Here is a 15,848-nt window from a genome sequence, read left to right on the forward strand (position 1 = left end):
GGTGGGATTCTTCCCGCCGGGATTTTATGTGCATCCAAAAAAGGTAAATTATGGGCAAAAACTAAACTTTTGACGGTAGGAGCTTTATTTTATTACAAGAAATAGGAAGGAATTCTCTGATAGAATAATAATTGCAGGCGCTTTCAATACACTATTGGAAGGAAGTGATGGAACAGGCCTGCCAAAGGCTGCACAGCATCATAGTATGACGAGATGCAGTTTAAACCAAAAGGGAGGAATATTCGATGAAATCACAACGGACGAAGTTAATTACCGCTTTTTTACTCTGTTTTACGCTTATATTACCTGGGGCAGTAAGTGCGCAAACGGTCACCAGCAATTCGGTTGGAACTCATGACGGTTACGACTATGAATACTGGAAGGATAGCGGAAACGGAACGATGGTTCTCGGTAGTGGAGGTACGTTCAGTGCTGAGTGGAGCAATATCAATAATATTTTATTCCGAAAAGGCAAGAGGTTTAATGAAACGCAAACGCATCAGCAGATTGGAAATATCTCGATAACCTATGGGGCAACTTATCAGCCAAACGGTAACTCATATTTAACGGTCTATGGCTGGACGGTTGATCCGCTGGTAGAATATTATATCGTTGATAGCTGGGGCAGCTGGCGTCCGCCTGGAGCTTCGCCAAAGGGCACCGTTACTGTTGACGGGGGAACTTATGACATATATGAGACGACTCGAGTTAACCAACCATCCATTAAAGGCACGGCTACTTTCAAGCAGTATTGGAGTGTACGGACGTCTAAGCGCACAAGCGGGACCATCTCGGTAAGCGAGCACTTTAAAGCTTGGGAAAGATTAGGCATGACAATGGGTAAGATGTATGAAGTTGCTCTTACAGTAGAGGGCTATCAAAGTAGTGGAAGCGCTAATGTGTACAGCCACACATTGAACATTGGCGGCGGGGGAACAACGCCAACGCCTCAGCCAGGTACAGGTACGAAAGTAGAAGCCGAGAGTATGACCAAAAGCGGTCCGTACGCCGGGAATATCAGCTCACCGTTCAACGGAGTGGCTCTATACGCCAATGGTGATTCGGTGAAATTTAATCACAATTTCACGACTGGCACGCATAATTTCTCACTCCGCGGTGCTTCGAACAATTCCAACATGGCTAGAGTTGATTTGAAAATCGGCGGACAAACGAAGGGAACCTTCTACTTCGGCGGAAGCAGTCCTGCGGTATATACCTTGAATAATGTCAGCCATGGAACCGGAAATCAAGAGGTTGAGCTTGTAGTTACAGCCGATAACGGAACATGGGATGCTTTCCTCGATTATTTGGAAATCAATTAAATATGGGAAGCTGTAAATGACCGACTCTCAATAAAATCCCGGTGGGTTTTCCCTGCCGGGATTTTTGGGGTTTCCCTAATTTCTTTTACATAGAAAAATATCAAATCGTCTGGTAAAGTAAATATAGTGAAAATAATTCCAGTGTTGCTAAAACTATCAATTCAAAGTTGGCAGTTGGAGCGTATATGAAAAATTATGGCTAATAGCAAGGAGATCATTTTAATGAAAAGAAAAGTACTATCCATTGCATTATTTTCCTTAAGTTTTCTTTCGCTAATTATTTCATTAAAGTTATTTTGGAATATGGGCATTTTTGTGGATGAGTACGGGTTGAGTTTTAGTATTGTGAATGGCGGCGACTTTTGGCTTTTAATGGATTGGCTAAGATTATTATTATTGTTTCTCTTATGCATTATTTCTGGTGTGAAATTATTTAATGATGATAAAAAGTAAGTGAGGATGGGAACTATGAGTTCAAAGTACGATGTCTATCAAGCAACGATCATAGATTTAGATGAATTATCAAATCTGTTTAATGAATATCGCATATTTTACGGACAGCAGTCCAATTTGGAGTGCGCACATAAATTTTTATTCGAACGTTTTGAACATCGGGAATCTATCATTTTTGTAGTAAAAGATATAAGCAAAGATATGATAAGTGGATTTGCACAATTATATCCTGTTTTTTCGTCTATTTCATTGGAAAGATCTCTAATATTAAACGACTTATTTGTGCTCAGAGAATATAGGAAGCAGGGATTAGGGCAACAGCTGTTAGAAGAAGCAAGAAGGTACGCCGTACAAATAAAAGCTAAAGGAATAGAACTGTCGACAGCGATTAATAACTTACAAGCTCAGCGACTATATGAACGAAACGGATATATGAAAGACCAGGATTTTTATCATTATTTTTTAAGTACTAAAGAATAATTAACAAGAGGGGGAACTATATTGCACCTAATCATTGTCGAAGGGATACCTGGATCAGGCAAGTCAACAACGGCAAGATTCATATCTTTACAAGCTGAAAGGAATGGAATAGAAACAAAGCTTTTTCATGAATCTGCTTTTCAGCATCCCATCTTTCTTGATCATGAAGTTACTGATCCTATACATTGGAGAAAGATTTATCTTACTAACTTGGACCGCTTTCTGGCTGCTCTACCTGAGGATCATTCCGTCATTGTCATGGAGTCAGTCTTGTTCCAGAATCCAATTATTGAACAACTTCATTTGGATACAGATAGAGACGATATCATCCGTTTTATAGAAGAAATATACTTACGATTGGCAGAAATAAATTGCACCTTGATTTATCTTTATCAAGAAGATCCCGCTGTTGGAATTCATAGAATGATGGCAGCACGGGGCGGCGAAAGTTGGCTTAAGCATACTTACGAGAAATATAAACAGGAGCCTTATTACGTGAATCGCGGCCAACAAAACGAGGGTTTGCACCTGGATTTTTTGCACGAATATTCTGCATTAGCTCATGATGCATATGCAAAGTGTAAGCTGAATACTTTAGCTATTGATAATACGGCGTGGGAATGGCCTCGTTATTACAATGACTTATTGGGTTTTCTAAACCTGACTTACGTGCCTGATCCAATTCTGAGTTCGCAAGAATTAGTGCAATATACGGGGATTTTTCAGAATGATGAATTAGGGCTGAGCGTTCACGTTGAATTAAAAGAAGATCAGTTAATTATTTTTGGAAATCAGCGGTTAAAATCAAGAGACGTTCATAAATTTTATTTGGACAATATAAGCATGTCATTGGAATTCAAATCGGATGATGCTGGAGGCTTCTCCTCATTCATCATTACTGAGAAAGACATATTTGGAAATCAGAAAGATGAAGGAACGATATTCAAGAGAACTTCTTGAAGCAAAGAGTAACCTCAAAGGAGAAAGTAGGGGGCGAAGTATGGCTGCGAGCTTTTGGGCTAGATTAGGAGCATTACTATTAGATGCGATCATTGTCAGTATTTCATTAGCAATAATCACTCTCATCATTAGTGGTAGCGAAATAAATAAAGAATACGTAACTAATTCACTGTCCTTCCTGTATTCATTATTACTGCCAGTGTTTTGGGGCGGATATACTTGTGGAAAGCGTATTTGCGGGATCAAAATTAGAAAAGTAAGTGATCATTCACCACCGGGAATTGGAACGATGTTATTACGTAACTTAGTTGCGGGAATTGTTTATGGTTTGACCTTTGGGATCGGTGCATTAATCAGTGCATTAATGGTTGGGCTTAGAGAAGATAAAAGAGCGATTCATGATTTCATCGCGGGAACAGAAGTCGTATATAATGATTGAATCGTATTCTCTACATTAATAGGAGTGGTAATCCATTGTTGCACCTGGAGATAAGAAGACCAAGCAGTAGAGATACTGAAGAACTATGTGAGTTTTTTAGAATCGTCATTACAGATACATTTATGAAGGAAGGCATTGAAGAGCTGCTGGATGATATTGAAGACGAAATCAATTCGAAAATAATTCACTTAGAAAATGACTTCGAAAGCGGCGGAACGCAGCATTACTTTCTAATTGCGGTACACAAGAGGGAAATAATCGGTTCGATTGAAATCGGGCCAGCAAACGAAATTATCCGAAACGCTACGAATATGGCATCTCAAGACAGTATTGAATTAGGTACGGTTTTTGTACACCCTCATTACCAAAGGAACGGGGTTGGCAATGTACTTTTGAAAGCAATGTATTCCGCAATGCGTCAAAAAGGGATAAAGGAATTTATGTTAGATAGCGGATATAAGACTGCGCAACAAATCTGGGCAAAAAAGTTTGGAGAATCTCAATATTTATTAAAAGATTATTGGGGCAAGGCAAATGACCACATGATTTGGAAAGTTAACATCGATGACGTCGCCGAGCAGTAGGTTGATACAGTGAAGTAACGAAAAGACATCATGGCTTGCAGAAGACGGTTTCCCCATGAGGGCCTCGCCGGATAATTATCTTATGAGGGTCAAAACGTAAAATAACGCTACCGCTACTCTAATGTCGGATGTATAATCATGGAAGAAGCTCACGCATAACAAAACGCCCCAGCCTAAGATCTGAGCTATCTAAGGCTGGGGCGTTTTATTTAGTTCAGGCTGACTGTTGCGGCGAAGGAGGATTATATGTCTAGAACCCCAAAGATCCTAATAGGGACAAGTGAAGAAGCAAATTATGTTAGAAACAAACTAATTGAATATAACTCCAAACATGTACCAAACGGTATCTACGAAGAAATTATCTTATGTTCACAGGATGATAGGGGCGAAATTATAGCTGGGCTCAATGGTGCAATCTGTTGGAATTGGATGGAGATAGAGATTTTATGGGTAGACGAGTTTTATCGGGGGCAGGGTCTCGGACAAGGATTGTTGGAAGAAGCTGAACAAATTGCAAGAGCTAAGCATTGTGCATTTATTAAATTAAATACCTTTAGTTTTCAAGCGCCTGAATTCTATAAGAAGTATGGGTATAAAGAAATGACCATTATCGAGGATGCTCCATGGGGAAATAGACATTACTATCTCAAGAAGGACTTAATTTAAATTTGGCTACAATTCAAAATCATGAGAATGGAGAAATCAATGAAAGTAAAGTTAACTAAACAAGATTTTCAGAACACGCAATTAAGCTGGTTATGTATCCAACCTATGCTGCTAGCTGTCCGTGGAAAGGATCTCACCACAAAAACAGAAATGTATCAGCAGTTAAATGAAGGGCAGAAAGGTCTATATTTGTTTTATTCGTTTCATAATCATGCTAAGACCATCGAAGAGTTTTACTGGTTTTCAAGCTACTACATATTGGAAGTTCAATCTTGGGGCGGAATAATAAGCGGAGTTCAGTATTTTAAGGATATTGAAATGGTTGATTTGTTAGAACAAATGGAAGAGCTAATTATAAAGCGAAGTAAAGACATGAACAAAGGGCAACAGGTGAGCCCGAAGGATTTAGAAACAGATAAGGGGTTATTCAATGCTGTACAAGCATATCTTGCTACGTATAACGAATTATCTGGAAAAACAATAAATCGGATGAATGAATGGATTATAGATCACCAGGAAGATTTTTTAGAAATAGATTGAGATAGGTAGGAAGTGGTCCAATGAAGGTTGAACTAAAAGAGCTTACTGTTAATGACGCTTATGATGTCTACAACATGCTCAAGGAAATCGGTCTTGGAGAAAATGGCTTTACAAATTCCTTTCCGTTAGAAAACTACAAGACATTTTCTAAGAGTTTATTGCATTATGTTGAGGAAGCAAAAGGGAGTGGAATAGAGGAAGGCCGTGTTCCTCAAACGATATTCTGGCTTTATATCGATGAATATCCGGTTGCTTTGGGCAAGCTCAGACATCGGCTGAATGAAAAGCTGCTTCAATATGGAGGACTCTATCATGAATTTAAATGAGATCGTAGAAACTTATAATTGTAAGCGTGAAGCTTTTATACTAATACTGAACTCATTGTTACCCATAAACGCAAATAATATAGTTAGAGACTAACATTAAGGACGAGGGGTAAACAATGAAGTACAGATATTACATCCTATTTCCGATTTTTCAATTATGTCTTGTGATTACATCCATATTAATTGATCAAAGTATTGATAAAGGACATGGCGAAGGGAACAATCAAATCATCGCAAATCTATTATCTAATATTGAGTTTATTATCAAACAATTATTTAAATACGATGACATTGTGAATTATAACTTTAGATTGAATACTGCAATTTTAGGGATTTCGATTTGGTTTTTTATCGGATTATTATTGAACTTTATTATTAAGAAATGGAGTAGACGTTAGGTAATAAAGATCCGGATGGAAATCGGCTTAATATAAGCAGTATGTAAGGTTAATGCCGAACAGTATAAGGAGAAGATTTAATGATACTTGAGTCTGCGATAAAGGATATTAACAAATTATTTCAATTAAACGATATCAATGATGAAATTACTCGGGTTCTAAGATTGTCGGGCACGACTTCGGGCCTTGTTCTAAGACTGGACTCCATGCAAGGAGAAAAGTATATTCTCAAATACGATGACCCGGATCAAAATCAGCTGGCAGCCCAATTTTTGAATACTTATAGAGACTCTCTATTATTGCCGAGAATTTTAATTGCTTCGCCAGACAGCACATACCTTGTTTATAACTTTATAGAAGGTACGACTCATATTAATCGAGGAATAAAGCAGAACTGGCTAAGAATACTAACTCAAAATTTATTCAATAAATATGTTAGCTTGCAGGGTGAAGACATGTGGGGAAGAATAGGATACCCGCGGCAAACGTGGAAGGAATTTAATGAAATTAGCATTGAAGAAGCTAAAATAAATATTGGAAGTGAATTATCCATCGATGACTACAGTCTTGTTAGATCCATAGCAGATAAATTATATGCTAATGACTTGGAACAAGGAGAAAAATTTTATTTGCATGGGGATACTGGGGTGCACAACTTTGTATATCATGATTCAACTCTAATTGGTGTAATTGATCCATCGCCTATGATTGGTCCTATAGTATATGATTTTCTGTATGCATTTTGTTCTTCGCCGGATGATATTAATTTGGATACATTATTTACGGCCTATCATTTTCTTGAGCAAGGATCAATCGAAAAATCAAGGTTGATAGAGGAAACGCTAATACAACTATATTGTCGCTTAGGGTTAAGCATCAAGCATCATCCAAATGATTTGACTGAATACAAAAAAGCTTGGGCCTATTGGAAACAGAAATGTGAATTGAATTGATCCAATTTGTATATGTTTAGAACAGGAGGTATTTCATTTATGCAACATACACTAACTCAAGACAAAGTTGAATTAATCGAAAAGTCCGAATCAGATTACATGTTAGATAGAATGAAAGCGATTAAAGAAAGACCTGGCAATCCTGAAGGTGTAGAGATCAAACATTTTGGCAGCGCAATTGCGCTGTATAGCGAGACGATGCCTTGGCCAGCATTTAATACAGTTAAAAGCATAAGTGCTGATGACATGGAATTGCTCGATGATATTATTGATTTCTATAGATCAAGAAAGCGAAAGATGCAGTTTGAAATTGTGCCATCACGGGTCAATCAAGGTCTGCTGCAAGGACTTGCCCAAAGAGGATTGTATCAGTCCGGGTTTCATACTTCGCTATATTACCCTATAGAGGATAATTCCAAAATTGAGTTAAGTAATATTTGCATTAAGGAAATTACAGAAGAAGAATTTCAAATATATGCGGCTATTCATTGCCGAAGTACTGGCCTTTCAGATGATGGTATTCCCCATGTTGCGCGAAATAATCAAATATTACATGGCAGGCCAGGCTGGAAGTTTTTCTTAGCCATGAAGGATGACATCCCGTCCGCCGCAGGTGTCATGCATATTTATCATAAAGTTGCGTCATTAACTTTTGCTGGAACACTGCCCGAATTTCGTAATTCTGGACTTCACCATGCATTAATACGAAGACGAATCTATGAAGCAAGTATGAATAATTGCAGCATGGTAGTAGGTCAGGCTGGCTACTTAACCCAAAGCCATAGAAATATGGAGAGCGTTGGCCTGAAAATTGGCTATGTGAGAACAACTTGGACAGAGCAACCATAACGTCGAATGATGCCTAGATACAAATACATACTTGACGTATATAAATAAAATAAATATAATTACTTACATAAAGTAATTAACTATTATCTGGTTGGTTGAATTATTCGTTTGGGTTTTTGGGCAAAATACTTGAAAGTACAAATTAGGAGGAAAAAACAATGGAAAAACTAAACATCGGTATTATTTTAGGAAGCACACGCGAAGGGCGCGTTAGCCCGCAAGTTGGAGAATGGGTAAAAGGAATAGCTGACAAACGCGGGGATGCGAATTACGAAATCGTAGATATTGCTGATTTCAAATTGCCGTTTTTGGGCACAACCGATGGTACAGAGCCAGGGATTGCAGCTTGGAATGAAAAGCTTGCGAACCTAGACGGGTTCGTGTTCATCGTTCAAGAATACAATCACAGCATCACAGGTGCATTGAAAAACGCCATTGATTTCGCGCGCGAAGCATGGAACAACAAGGCGGCAGGAATCGTAAGCTACGGTTCAACAGGCGGTGCTCGTGCGGCTGAACATCTGCGGGGAATCTTGGGCGAATTATTGGTTGCAGACGTTCGCGTACATCCGACATTGTCTTTGTTTACAGATTTCGAAAACTTCTCTGTTTTCAAACCACAGGATTTGCATCTTGATAACGTGAATGCCATGCTGGATCAAGTTGTAGCATGGAGCGGTGCGTTAAAAGTATTAAGATAAGAACTTTAAAATATTTATCCTGAGAGGACACGAACTATGAAGTTATTGGTTACAGGTGCGACAGGAAAATTAGGGACAAAAATTGTTGAGACCTTATTGAAATCGGTGCCTGCGGATCAATTGGCTGTAAGTGTCCGCAATCCGGAGAAAGCAGAAGGATACCGGGCTCGCGGTGTGGAAGTGCGCCAAGGTGATTTTGACCGCCCGGAAACATTGGATACTGCTTTTGCAGGAATCGATCGCTTATTAATCATATCTGCGGACGGAGACAATGAAACACGGATTCGGCAGCACACTGATGCGGTTGCAGCAGCTGAACGCGCTGGAGTTAAATTTATTGCATATACTAGCTTGGTTAACGCGAAAGATAGCAATATGTTCCTGTCTCCGCCACATAAGGCAACAGAAGAAGCGATTTTGAGTACAGGAATTCCATACTCCTTCTTGCGCAACAACTGGTACTTGGAAAATGAAATTTCAAGCATTCAAGGCGTCATGGCTGAAGCACCTTGGGTAACGTCCGCCGGATCCGGCAAAGTCGGCTGGGCTCTGCAGCAGGAATACGCGGAGGCGGCGGCAGCCGTACTAGCTGGAGACGGTCACGAGAATACGATCTACGAACTTTCAGGCAAGCTCTTGACGCAGGAGCAATTTGCCTCCGCTCTTGGCGACGTATTAGGCAAGGAAATACCTGTACACCTGGTTGACGACGAAGCATACGCTGACATCATGAAAAATGCAGGCGTTCCAGATTTCCTTATTCCGTTTCTCGTAGGCATTCAACAAGGCATTCGAGAAGGCGGGTTAGAGGTCGAAAGCAATGATTTCGAGAAGTTGCTCGGTCGCCCGGCTACGCCAGTCCGTGAAGCATTGACTCAAATCGTTAGCGGCATATCGAGCGACAAATAACACAGAACCCGAATTTAAACACCGGCCATTCTAGAATGGTCGGTGTTTTTGTTAACTTCGTATTCACGCTAGGTTGTCGATATAGCTATTGATAATTAATTGCCGGGCAGTTGGATGCCGCGCCAGTCGCTTACCTCACATTGACCATGTTCATTATTACCCACAGCCACCATCGTGCCGTCCGATTTAAGGCCGAGTGTATGAGCACAACCTGCTGCTACCGCTACAATATCGCGCCAGCCACTTACATTGCATTGACCATGTTCATTCAAACCCACAGCGGCCACAGTACCGTCCGATTTAAGGCCGACAGTATGATAACTGCCCGCGGCTATCGCCAAAATACCGTGCCAGCCACTTACATCGCATTGGTGATGCTTATTCAAACCCACAGCTGTTACCGTGCCGTCTAATTTAAGCCCGACGGTATGAAGATAACCCGCCGCGACCACCACAATCTCGCACCAACTGCTTACATTGCATTGGCTATACCGATTATTACCCACAGCTGTTACCGTGCCGTCTAATTTAAGCCCGATGGTATGCCAGTCACCCGCCGCGACCGCCATAATATCATGCCAGCTGCTTACATTGCATTCACCTTCATTATTTCGGCCTACAGCCGTCACCGTGCCATCCGATTTAAGCCCAATGGTGCGACACCAACCTGCCGCAACGGCTACAATATTGCGCCAGTCGTTTACATTGCATTGGTCATGCTTATTCCAGCCCTTAGCCTCCACCGTACCGTCCGATTTAAGACCGATGGTATGAGCATTACCCGTGTTCATAGCCATATGAACATTACCAGCCGCAACCGCCACCATATCGCACCAGCTACTTACATCGCATTGGCCATATTTATTATCACCCACAGCCGTCACCGTGCCGTCAGATTTAAGCCCAACGGTATGACGACGACCCGCCGCTATGGGATCTCTGGGCCACCGTTTCACCTTTAGCGCCGCTTCATTCGGCGAAATGTAATCCATGTCTTTCCTCCTCGATTTTTCATTCCAACTTCGATCATATAACATTCATGCAAGATCTCGTTTGACATACCAAGAACCCTTGTGTGGATGAACATTGTTTCTTATAATATTGTTGCCGTACTTTAGAGTTTAACTTTAAGGAAGGTGTCGCAGTGGCCAAAACCTTTACTCCGAAACAGATGGCCAAGAAGCTTCATGTCAGCACCACAACCTTGCGAAGATATGAAAGTCTTGATTTGGTGCCTGACGTACCTCGGACAGCCAGTAATAGAAGATATTATACAACGCTCCATGTTCAAGCTTTCCTTACTTTACGATTCTTGATCAAAGGATTCGATCTGCCTATCGCCTACGATGTCATGAATTTAATAAAAAAAGGTCACGTTGAACAAGCACTTTGGATGATCAATTTACAACAGTACAACATTCAGGTAGAGAAGCAACGAGTTGAGGAGGTTATGAGCCTCATTCATCAAACTGATTTCTCCATGTATAGGAATATTCAGGTCACGGATGAAATGAAAATCGGGGAGGTCGCTGTTATCGCTGGTGTAAACCCATCCGCTATTCGACATTGGGAAAAGGAGGGCCTTATTCGCGCTCATCGGAATCCGGAAAACGGATATAGAATCTTTACATCGCGGGAATTAAAAAAGATTATTGTGCTTAGCAGTTTAAGGAAAACTGTCTTTTTCATTGAAAGTATGAAACAGCTGCTTGAAGCTTTAGAGGCACATGATCTAGCTACGATTGAACGCTCCTTCAAAGTGGCTCTTCAGAAGCTGAATGAGCAATTGGAAAAGCAAATGAATGGCATATCGGAAATGATGACATATATTCAGCTTTGCAAAATAGAATAAACACATTCCTACAAGCAAGCCCCGGCTAAGATACAAGCTATCTAGGCCGGGGTTTTTCAATGTAGTCATTTGATAAGTACATACGTAAGTTAAGCATTCTTTTTGTTCAAATATCATAGTTATTTAAATATTGATAATATTCAGCTGAATTAGTGATTTCGAGGGGTGGAAAAAATGCAGTACGCGTTAGTAGCTACAACCTGTTATCTTATTCTTGTTGATCTTAAAAGTGGCCATGCTACTCCAATTGAAGGTGACCGACAGGAGTACTATGGAATATCATGGTTTGAGAATGATGAACATCTTGTGTTATCTCATAGTGGGATCGAAAATTCAAATTTGATGGACATCACCTCATACGCATTATCCGAACGTGGCTGGATATCTGCAGGTGAAAAAAGAAGTTCTGTTTTTTTATCCGCCCCGCATCAAATTTTATGTACGTCGGATGGAAAAGTTGTTTGCACCAATACGGGGCGTAATGTAATAACGACAATTGATTTATCTAGACCAGGTTTCTTCCATGAAATCGGCTTAAGTTCTGAACGTTGGGATCGGCTATCCCCAGATGTTTACAGCGGCGACCATCTTAATTCTGTGTTCATTAAAGATGATAACTTATATGTTATTGCCCACAGATTCAATAAAGGATCTTGGCTGGGTGTGTTTTCTTATCCAGGCATGCAGTTGTTGGAAATTGATAACTTAGGGCCAGCAACTGGCCTTCATAATATATGGATTACAGATCAAGGCCAAAAAATTAGTTGTGATTCGAATAAGGGAAGCTTAATCGATTTGGATAAGAAGACGCCACTTTGGGTTTCCGGTGCACCTATTTTTACACGGGGTTTAGCCGCTCATGGAGATTACATTGTAGTTGGTGAAAGTCAGCAAACAGGAAGGGATTTAAGACGTAGTTCTATGAGTGGATTATGGATCGTTGATCGTAGGAATTGGAAAACAATTGATCATATTTGCTTAGGCCCGTATGGAGCCGTTAATGAAGTTCGCCTTCTTGACGTACCTGACCTGGCCCACCATAAAGTGCCATTCGCTGGTCTTGGAAAGCTTCTTGAACGAGAAGGAATGCTGAAAGAATTTTCGCGTAATCGTATTGATGCATACAAAAGGGCTCACGAAAAGCAGAACCTTTGGAAGAACTATGAAATTATTTTTGGTTCCCCTCAGTTTGGAAATGATGGATTTTTATATACTGAAATAGATCAGTTATCTATTGTGAAGAAGCTACACGAAGATAACCATATCTCGTTTGACTTTTGCTTCTCGGGGGAAGAAAACTTAAATGAACGGCATATTTCTGCTGTACTGGATTATCGAGGAAATCACGAAGATACAAATATGACATTATTATTAATTCAGCCTAGTTCTCATTCGGAGTCCTATCTAACAATTTGGAAAAATGATGGTGCCACATGGATTAGACTAACCAATTTGGTATATACCGGGTTGCCGATCTCAGGAAATCTAAAAGTTGAAGAGAATAACAGAGATATTAGTATTTACATTAATGGAAATAAGTTAACTACATTTAACTATGAGGAAATTTTTAAACAGCAGAGAACCGGGGCATTTGGAGTAAGATGGGTTGGTTCCGGGGTTAAACTATAATATAAGATTTATCCATTCCCCAGATTTACATGTCATATAGTTTCTTACGGAGGAGTTTATGAAAAATACAGCTAAGAATGTATTTCGACAAACTGTAAAAATAAATAAAAGAGATCGTCAGAAGAAAAAGGGAAATAAGAGTTTTGTGATTTGGTTCACGGGACTATCAGGTTCTGGGAAGACAAGTCTGGCGAATGAAGTAGAGTATTTACTTTATAATAGAAACCTGTCAACTTATCTTTTGGATGGGGATAATATTAGACTTGGGTTAAATCGTGATCTGGGTTTTCTTCCAAATGATAGAAAAGAGAACATTCGACGTATAGCTGAAGTATCTAAGTTATTTGTAGATGCTGGTCTAATATGCATAACAGCATTTATTTCGCCATACTTGTCTGAACGTGATTTTGCTCGGTCTATTCTTGAATCGCAGGAGTTTATAGAGATCTACGTAAAATGTCCTATAGAGGTTTGTGAAACAAGGGATCCAAAAGGATTATATAAAAAAGCTCGAAGTGGAGAAATAATAGAATTTACCGGAATTTCTGCACCGTATGAAGAACCAATAAATCCAGAAATTATAATTGAATCTCACAAAATTTCAATCGTTGATGCTGCCAATCAAATAGTTGCATATTTAATCGAAAATAAGTTAATCCATTAGGGTATATGACGAGACTCTTATGGTGAATTTTTCTATTATTAGTATTATAATCTTGAAATATACAATTATGTATGTTAAAATTGGTAATAAATTCAAAAGCGGTTCACCTCTATAACTTACCCCATAAATTCATTCGTCATAATTTATTTCGACCAATTCCAGTTTCAAATCTAGCTATACAATCTCCATGGAAACAAGCATTTCTTACCTCCTCTATTAGATAATAAGAATTAATTTTACAACAAGCCCATAACACGAAGCAGATCTATCTTCTCAGCCCTAAATATCAATGCAGATAATTGATATTTGCAAGAGTTGCAGGTTTTATTGTAACCAATAAAAATAGAAAAGGTGAAGATATGGCTAAAGAAGAAAGAAGCCAATATTCGTGGGGGAATTTTTTCGAGCTAATTCGTAAATCGAAACCTCATGTAGGACTCTTTATTGTGGCTTGTATCATAAGCTCTGCTAGCGCCATACTTTCAACATTTATCCCTAATGTCTTAAAAATTATCATCGATTCCTACTCCCTCTCAGGTAGTTTGAATCGAGGCATTTTAATTGGTTTAGTAGCCATTTTTGTCTGTGTGACGATTACAGGTGTTCTTTCAAGTTATTTATTAAGCAAGGTTGGTTTATCGGTTGTAGCTAATCTAAGGGGAATGACTTGGACAAAAATCGTGAAATTACCAACAGCGTTCTTTGATAAAAATCAGTCAGGCGATATAGCTAGTAGATTAGTTAGTGACACTACTGTGATATACAACTTGGTCACTTATTCATTTTCTACATTTATCAATGCTGTATTAACCATATTATTTTGTGGATTTTGGCTGTTTTATTATAGCTGGGAATTATCCTTAATTATTGTAGCTGCAATTCCAATATTCCTGTTATTTTTTATTCCTTTAGGTAGGGCGTTATCCGATCTTTCTAAAAAAACGCAAAAATCAACAGGAAGATTGAATGTTAGTGCGATTGAAATGATTTCCGAAAATAAGTTGGTTAAGTCTTTTACAGCTGAAAACTATCAAATAGATAAAGGATTAAAAAATATTAACGATTTAATGCAGCTAGGTTTGAAGCAAGCCAAATGGTCAGCTACGGTAAATCCATTCCTGAATATGATCATGTTAATTATTATTATGATCATTATTGGCTATGGTGGCGTGCAGCTAGCGAATGGTCGTTTAACGGTAGGAACTTTTATCGCATTTTTAACCTTGATTTTTTATATTATCAATCCTATTTCTAACTTTGGCTTTTTCTTCTCTCAGTTGCAAAAAACTAAGGGTGCAACAGAACGAATTTTACAGCTGTTATCCGAGGAAGAAGAAAATATAAATGAGGGCAAGAGTTTAGATCTAAGCTATAAAGACATTGAAATTAGCAATTTGAGCTTTAAGTATAACACTCAGGAAAATTTATCATTTTCTTTAGAGGACATTACTTTGAATATCAGAGGCGGTAATACTTACGCATTAGTTGGCCCAAGCGGCAGCGGAAAAACAACGCTCGTTTCCTTATTAGAGCGATTTTACAAACCAACCAGCGGGAGTATTTATATCGATGGTGAAAGTATAGAAAATTATTCTTTGCATTCCTGGCGTTCTCAAATAGGTTATGTATCTCAGGAGCACAGTCTAATTACCGGGACTATAAGGGAGAATCTAATCTTTGGATTAGAACCGCAAGATGAAGAGAAAATTATTGAAGCTTGCGAAATGGCGTATGCATGGGAATTCATAGGTCAGTTGCCTAATGGATTGGACACGCATATTGGAGAGCGAGGACTCCATTTATCCGGCGGACAAAGACAAAGAATCGCTATAGCAAGAATGTTCCTTAAAGATCCTAAAATCATTTTGTTAGATGAAGCCACATCCAATTTGGACAGCCAGTCTGAGGAAAAAGTGCAATCTGCGATGAAAAAAATTATTGAGGGCAGAACCGCGATTGTAATAGCTCATAGATTATCTACGATTATGGACTCTGAATATATTATTTTTGTGGAAGATGGTAAGGTAACAGGCCAAGGAACTCACTATGAACTACAAAGAACTCATAAATTGTATCAGCAATTTTGTGAATTACAATTTAGCGCACAATTACAATGAGGGAGG

The 15,848-nt window shown here is 39.2% G+C and carries 18 protein-coding genes; 17 read left to right on the forward strand and 1 reads right to left on the reverse strand.

What is annotated here, in order from left to right; genetic code table 11:
- Positions 1-245: 245 nt before the first annotated feature.
- The 13 genes from ACYUJT_RS04025 (at position 246) to ACYUJT_RS04085 (ending at position 9,580) form a co-directional block, all read left to right on the forward strand.
- Positions 246-1,322 carry a glycoside hydrolase family 11 protein gene (locus ACYUJT_RS04025; protein WP_460318977.1) on the forward strand — a complete coding sequence of 359 codons (1,077 nt, stop codon included), beginning with the start codon at positions 246-248 and terminating at the stop codon, positions 1,320-1,322.
- A 222-nt stretch (positions 1,323-1,544) separates the two neighbouring features.
- Entirely contained in the window at positions 1,545-1,775 is a 231-nt protein-coding gene (locus ACYUJT_RS04030) for a hypothetical protein (RefSeq protein ID WP_460318978.1), read from the forward strand.
- Between the two features lie 15 nt (positions 1,776-1,790).
- The gene (locus ACYUJT_RS04035; RefSeq protein ID WP_460318979.1) at positions 1,791-2,255 is read left to right on the forward strand and encodes a GNAT family N-acetyltransferase; all 465 of its coding nucleotides are present in this window, start codon (positions 1,791-1,793) and stop codon (positions 2,253-2,255) included.
- Between the two features lie 21 nt (positions 2,256-2,276).
- Positions 2,277-3,215, forward strand: coding sequence for a P-loop NTPase family protein (locus ACYUJT_RS04040; RefSeq protein WP_460318980.1), 939 nt, complete (start codon positions 2,277-2,279; stop codon positions 3,213-3,215).
- Positions 3,216-3,255: 40 nt separating this feature from the next.
- Entirely contained in the window at positions 3,256-3,654 is a 399-nt protein-coding gene (locus tag ACYUJT_RS04045; RefSeq protein WP_460318982.1) for an RDD family protein, read from the forward strand.
- A 35-nt stretch (positions 3,655-3,689) separates the two neighbouring features.
- Positions 3,690-4,238, forward strand: coding sequence for a GNAT family N-acetyltransferase (locus ACYUJT_RS04050; RefSeq protein ID WP_460318983.1), 549 nt, complete (start codon positions 3,690-3,692; stop codon positions 4,236-4,238).
- A 246-nt stretch (positions 4,239-4,484) separates the two neighbouring features.
- Positions 4,485-4,904, forward strand: a complete 420-nt coding sequence (locus ACYUJT_RS04055; RefSeq protein WP_460318984.1) for a GNAT family N-acetyltransferase — start codon at positions 4,485-4,487, stop codon at positions 4,902-4,904.
- Between the two features lie 39 nt (positions 4,905-4,943).
- Positions 4,944-5,444 carry a hypothetical protein gene (locus ACYUJT_RS04060; protein WP_460318986.1) on the forward strand — a complete coding sequence of 167 codons (501 nt, stop codon included), beginning with the start codon at positions 4,944-4,946 and terminating at the stop codon, positions 5,442-5,444.
- 20 nt (positions 5,445-5,464) lie between these two features.
- A complete protein-coding gene (locus ACYUJT_RS04065) occupies positions 5,465-5,770 on the forward strand; it encodes a hypothetical protein (protein ID WP_460318987.1) in 306 nt (101 codons plus the stop codon).
- 478 nt (positions 5,771-6,248) lie between these two features.
- Entirely contained in the window at positions 6,249-7,121 is an 873-nt protein-coding gene (locus tag ACYUJT_RS04070) for a phosphotransferase (protein WP_460318988.1), read from the forward strand.
- Between the two features lie 39 nt (positions 7,122-7,160).
- Positions 7,161-7,970, forward strand: coding sequence for a GNAT family N-acetyltransferase (locus tag ACYUJT_RS04075; protein WP_460318990.1), 810 nt, complete (start codon positions 7,161-7,163; stop codon positions 7,968-7,970).
- A gap of 158 nt (positions 7,971-8,128) precedes the next feature.
- Positions 8,129-8,671, forward strand: coding sequence for an NADPH-dependent FMN reductase (locus ACYUJT_RS04080; protein ID WP_460318991.1), 543 nt, complete (start codon positions 8,129-8,131; stop codon positions 8,669-8,671).
- A 36-nt stretch (positions 8,672-8,707) separates the two neighbouring features.
- The gene (locus ACYUJT_RS04085; RefSeq protein WP_460318993.1) at positions 8,708-9,580 is read left to right on the forward strand and encodes an SDR family oxidoreductase; all 873 of its coding nucleotides are present in this window, start codon (positions 8,708-8,710) and stop codon (positions 9,578-9,580) included.
- A 95-nt stretch (positions 9,581-9,675) separates the two neighbouring features.
- On the opposite strand, the gene ACYUJT_RS04090 is transcribed toward ACYUJT_RS04085, so the two are convergent.
- A complete protein-coding gene (locus ACYUJT_RS04090) occupies positions 9,676-10,572 on the reverse strand; it encodes an RCC1 domain-containing protein (RefSeq protein WP_460318994.1) in 897 nt (298 codons plus the stop codon).
- Positions 10,573-10,724: 152 nt separating this feature from the next.
- Between ACYUJT_RS04090 and ACYUJT_RS04095 the strand changes: the two genes are divergently transcribed.
- The 4 genes from ACYUJT_RS04095 (at position 10,725) to ACYUJT_RS04110 (ending at position 15,842) form a co-directional block, all read left to right on the forward strand.
- Positions 10,725-11,432: a MerR family DNA-binding transcriptional regulator gene (locus tag ACYUJT_RS04095; RefSeq protein ID WP_460318996.1), complete on the forward strand. Its 708-nt coding sequence runs from the start codon at positions 10,725-10,727 to the stop codon at positions 11,430-11,432.
- A 174-nt stretch (positions 11,433-11,606) separates the two neighbouring features.
- Positions 11,607-13,061, forward strand: a complete 1,455-nt coding sequence (locus ACYUJT_RS04100; RefSeq protein ID WP_460318998.1) for a hypothetical protein — start codon at positions 11,607-11,609, stop codon at positions 13,059-13,061.
- A 58-nt stretch (positions 13,062-13,119) separates the two neighbouring features.
- Positions 13,120-13,725, forward strand: a complete 606-nt coding sequence (gene cysC / locus ACYUJT_RS04105; RefSeq protein WP_460318999.1) for an adenylyl-sulfate kinase — start codon at positions 13,120-13,122, stop codon at positions 13,723-13,725.
- A gap of 359 nt (positions 13,726-14,084) precedes the next feature.
- On the forward strand, positions 14,085-15,842 hold the full coding sequence (locus ACYUJT_RS04110) for an ABC transporter ATP-binding protein (protein ID WP_460319000.1): 1,758 nt from the start codon (positions 14,085-14,087) through the stop codon (positions 15,840-15,842).
- The last annotated feature ends 6 nt before the right edge of the window (positions 15,843-15,848 follow it).

This window comes from Paenibacillus sp. YSY-4.3, assembly GCF_054767475.1.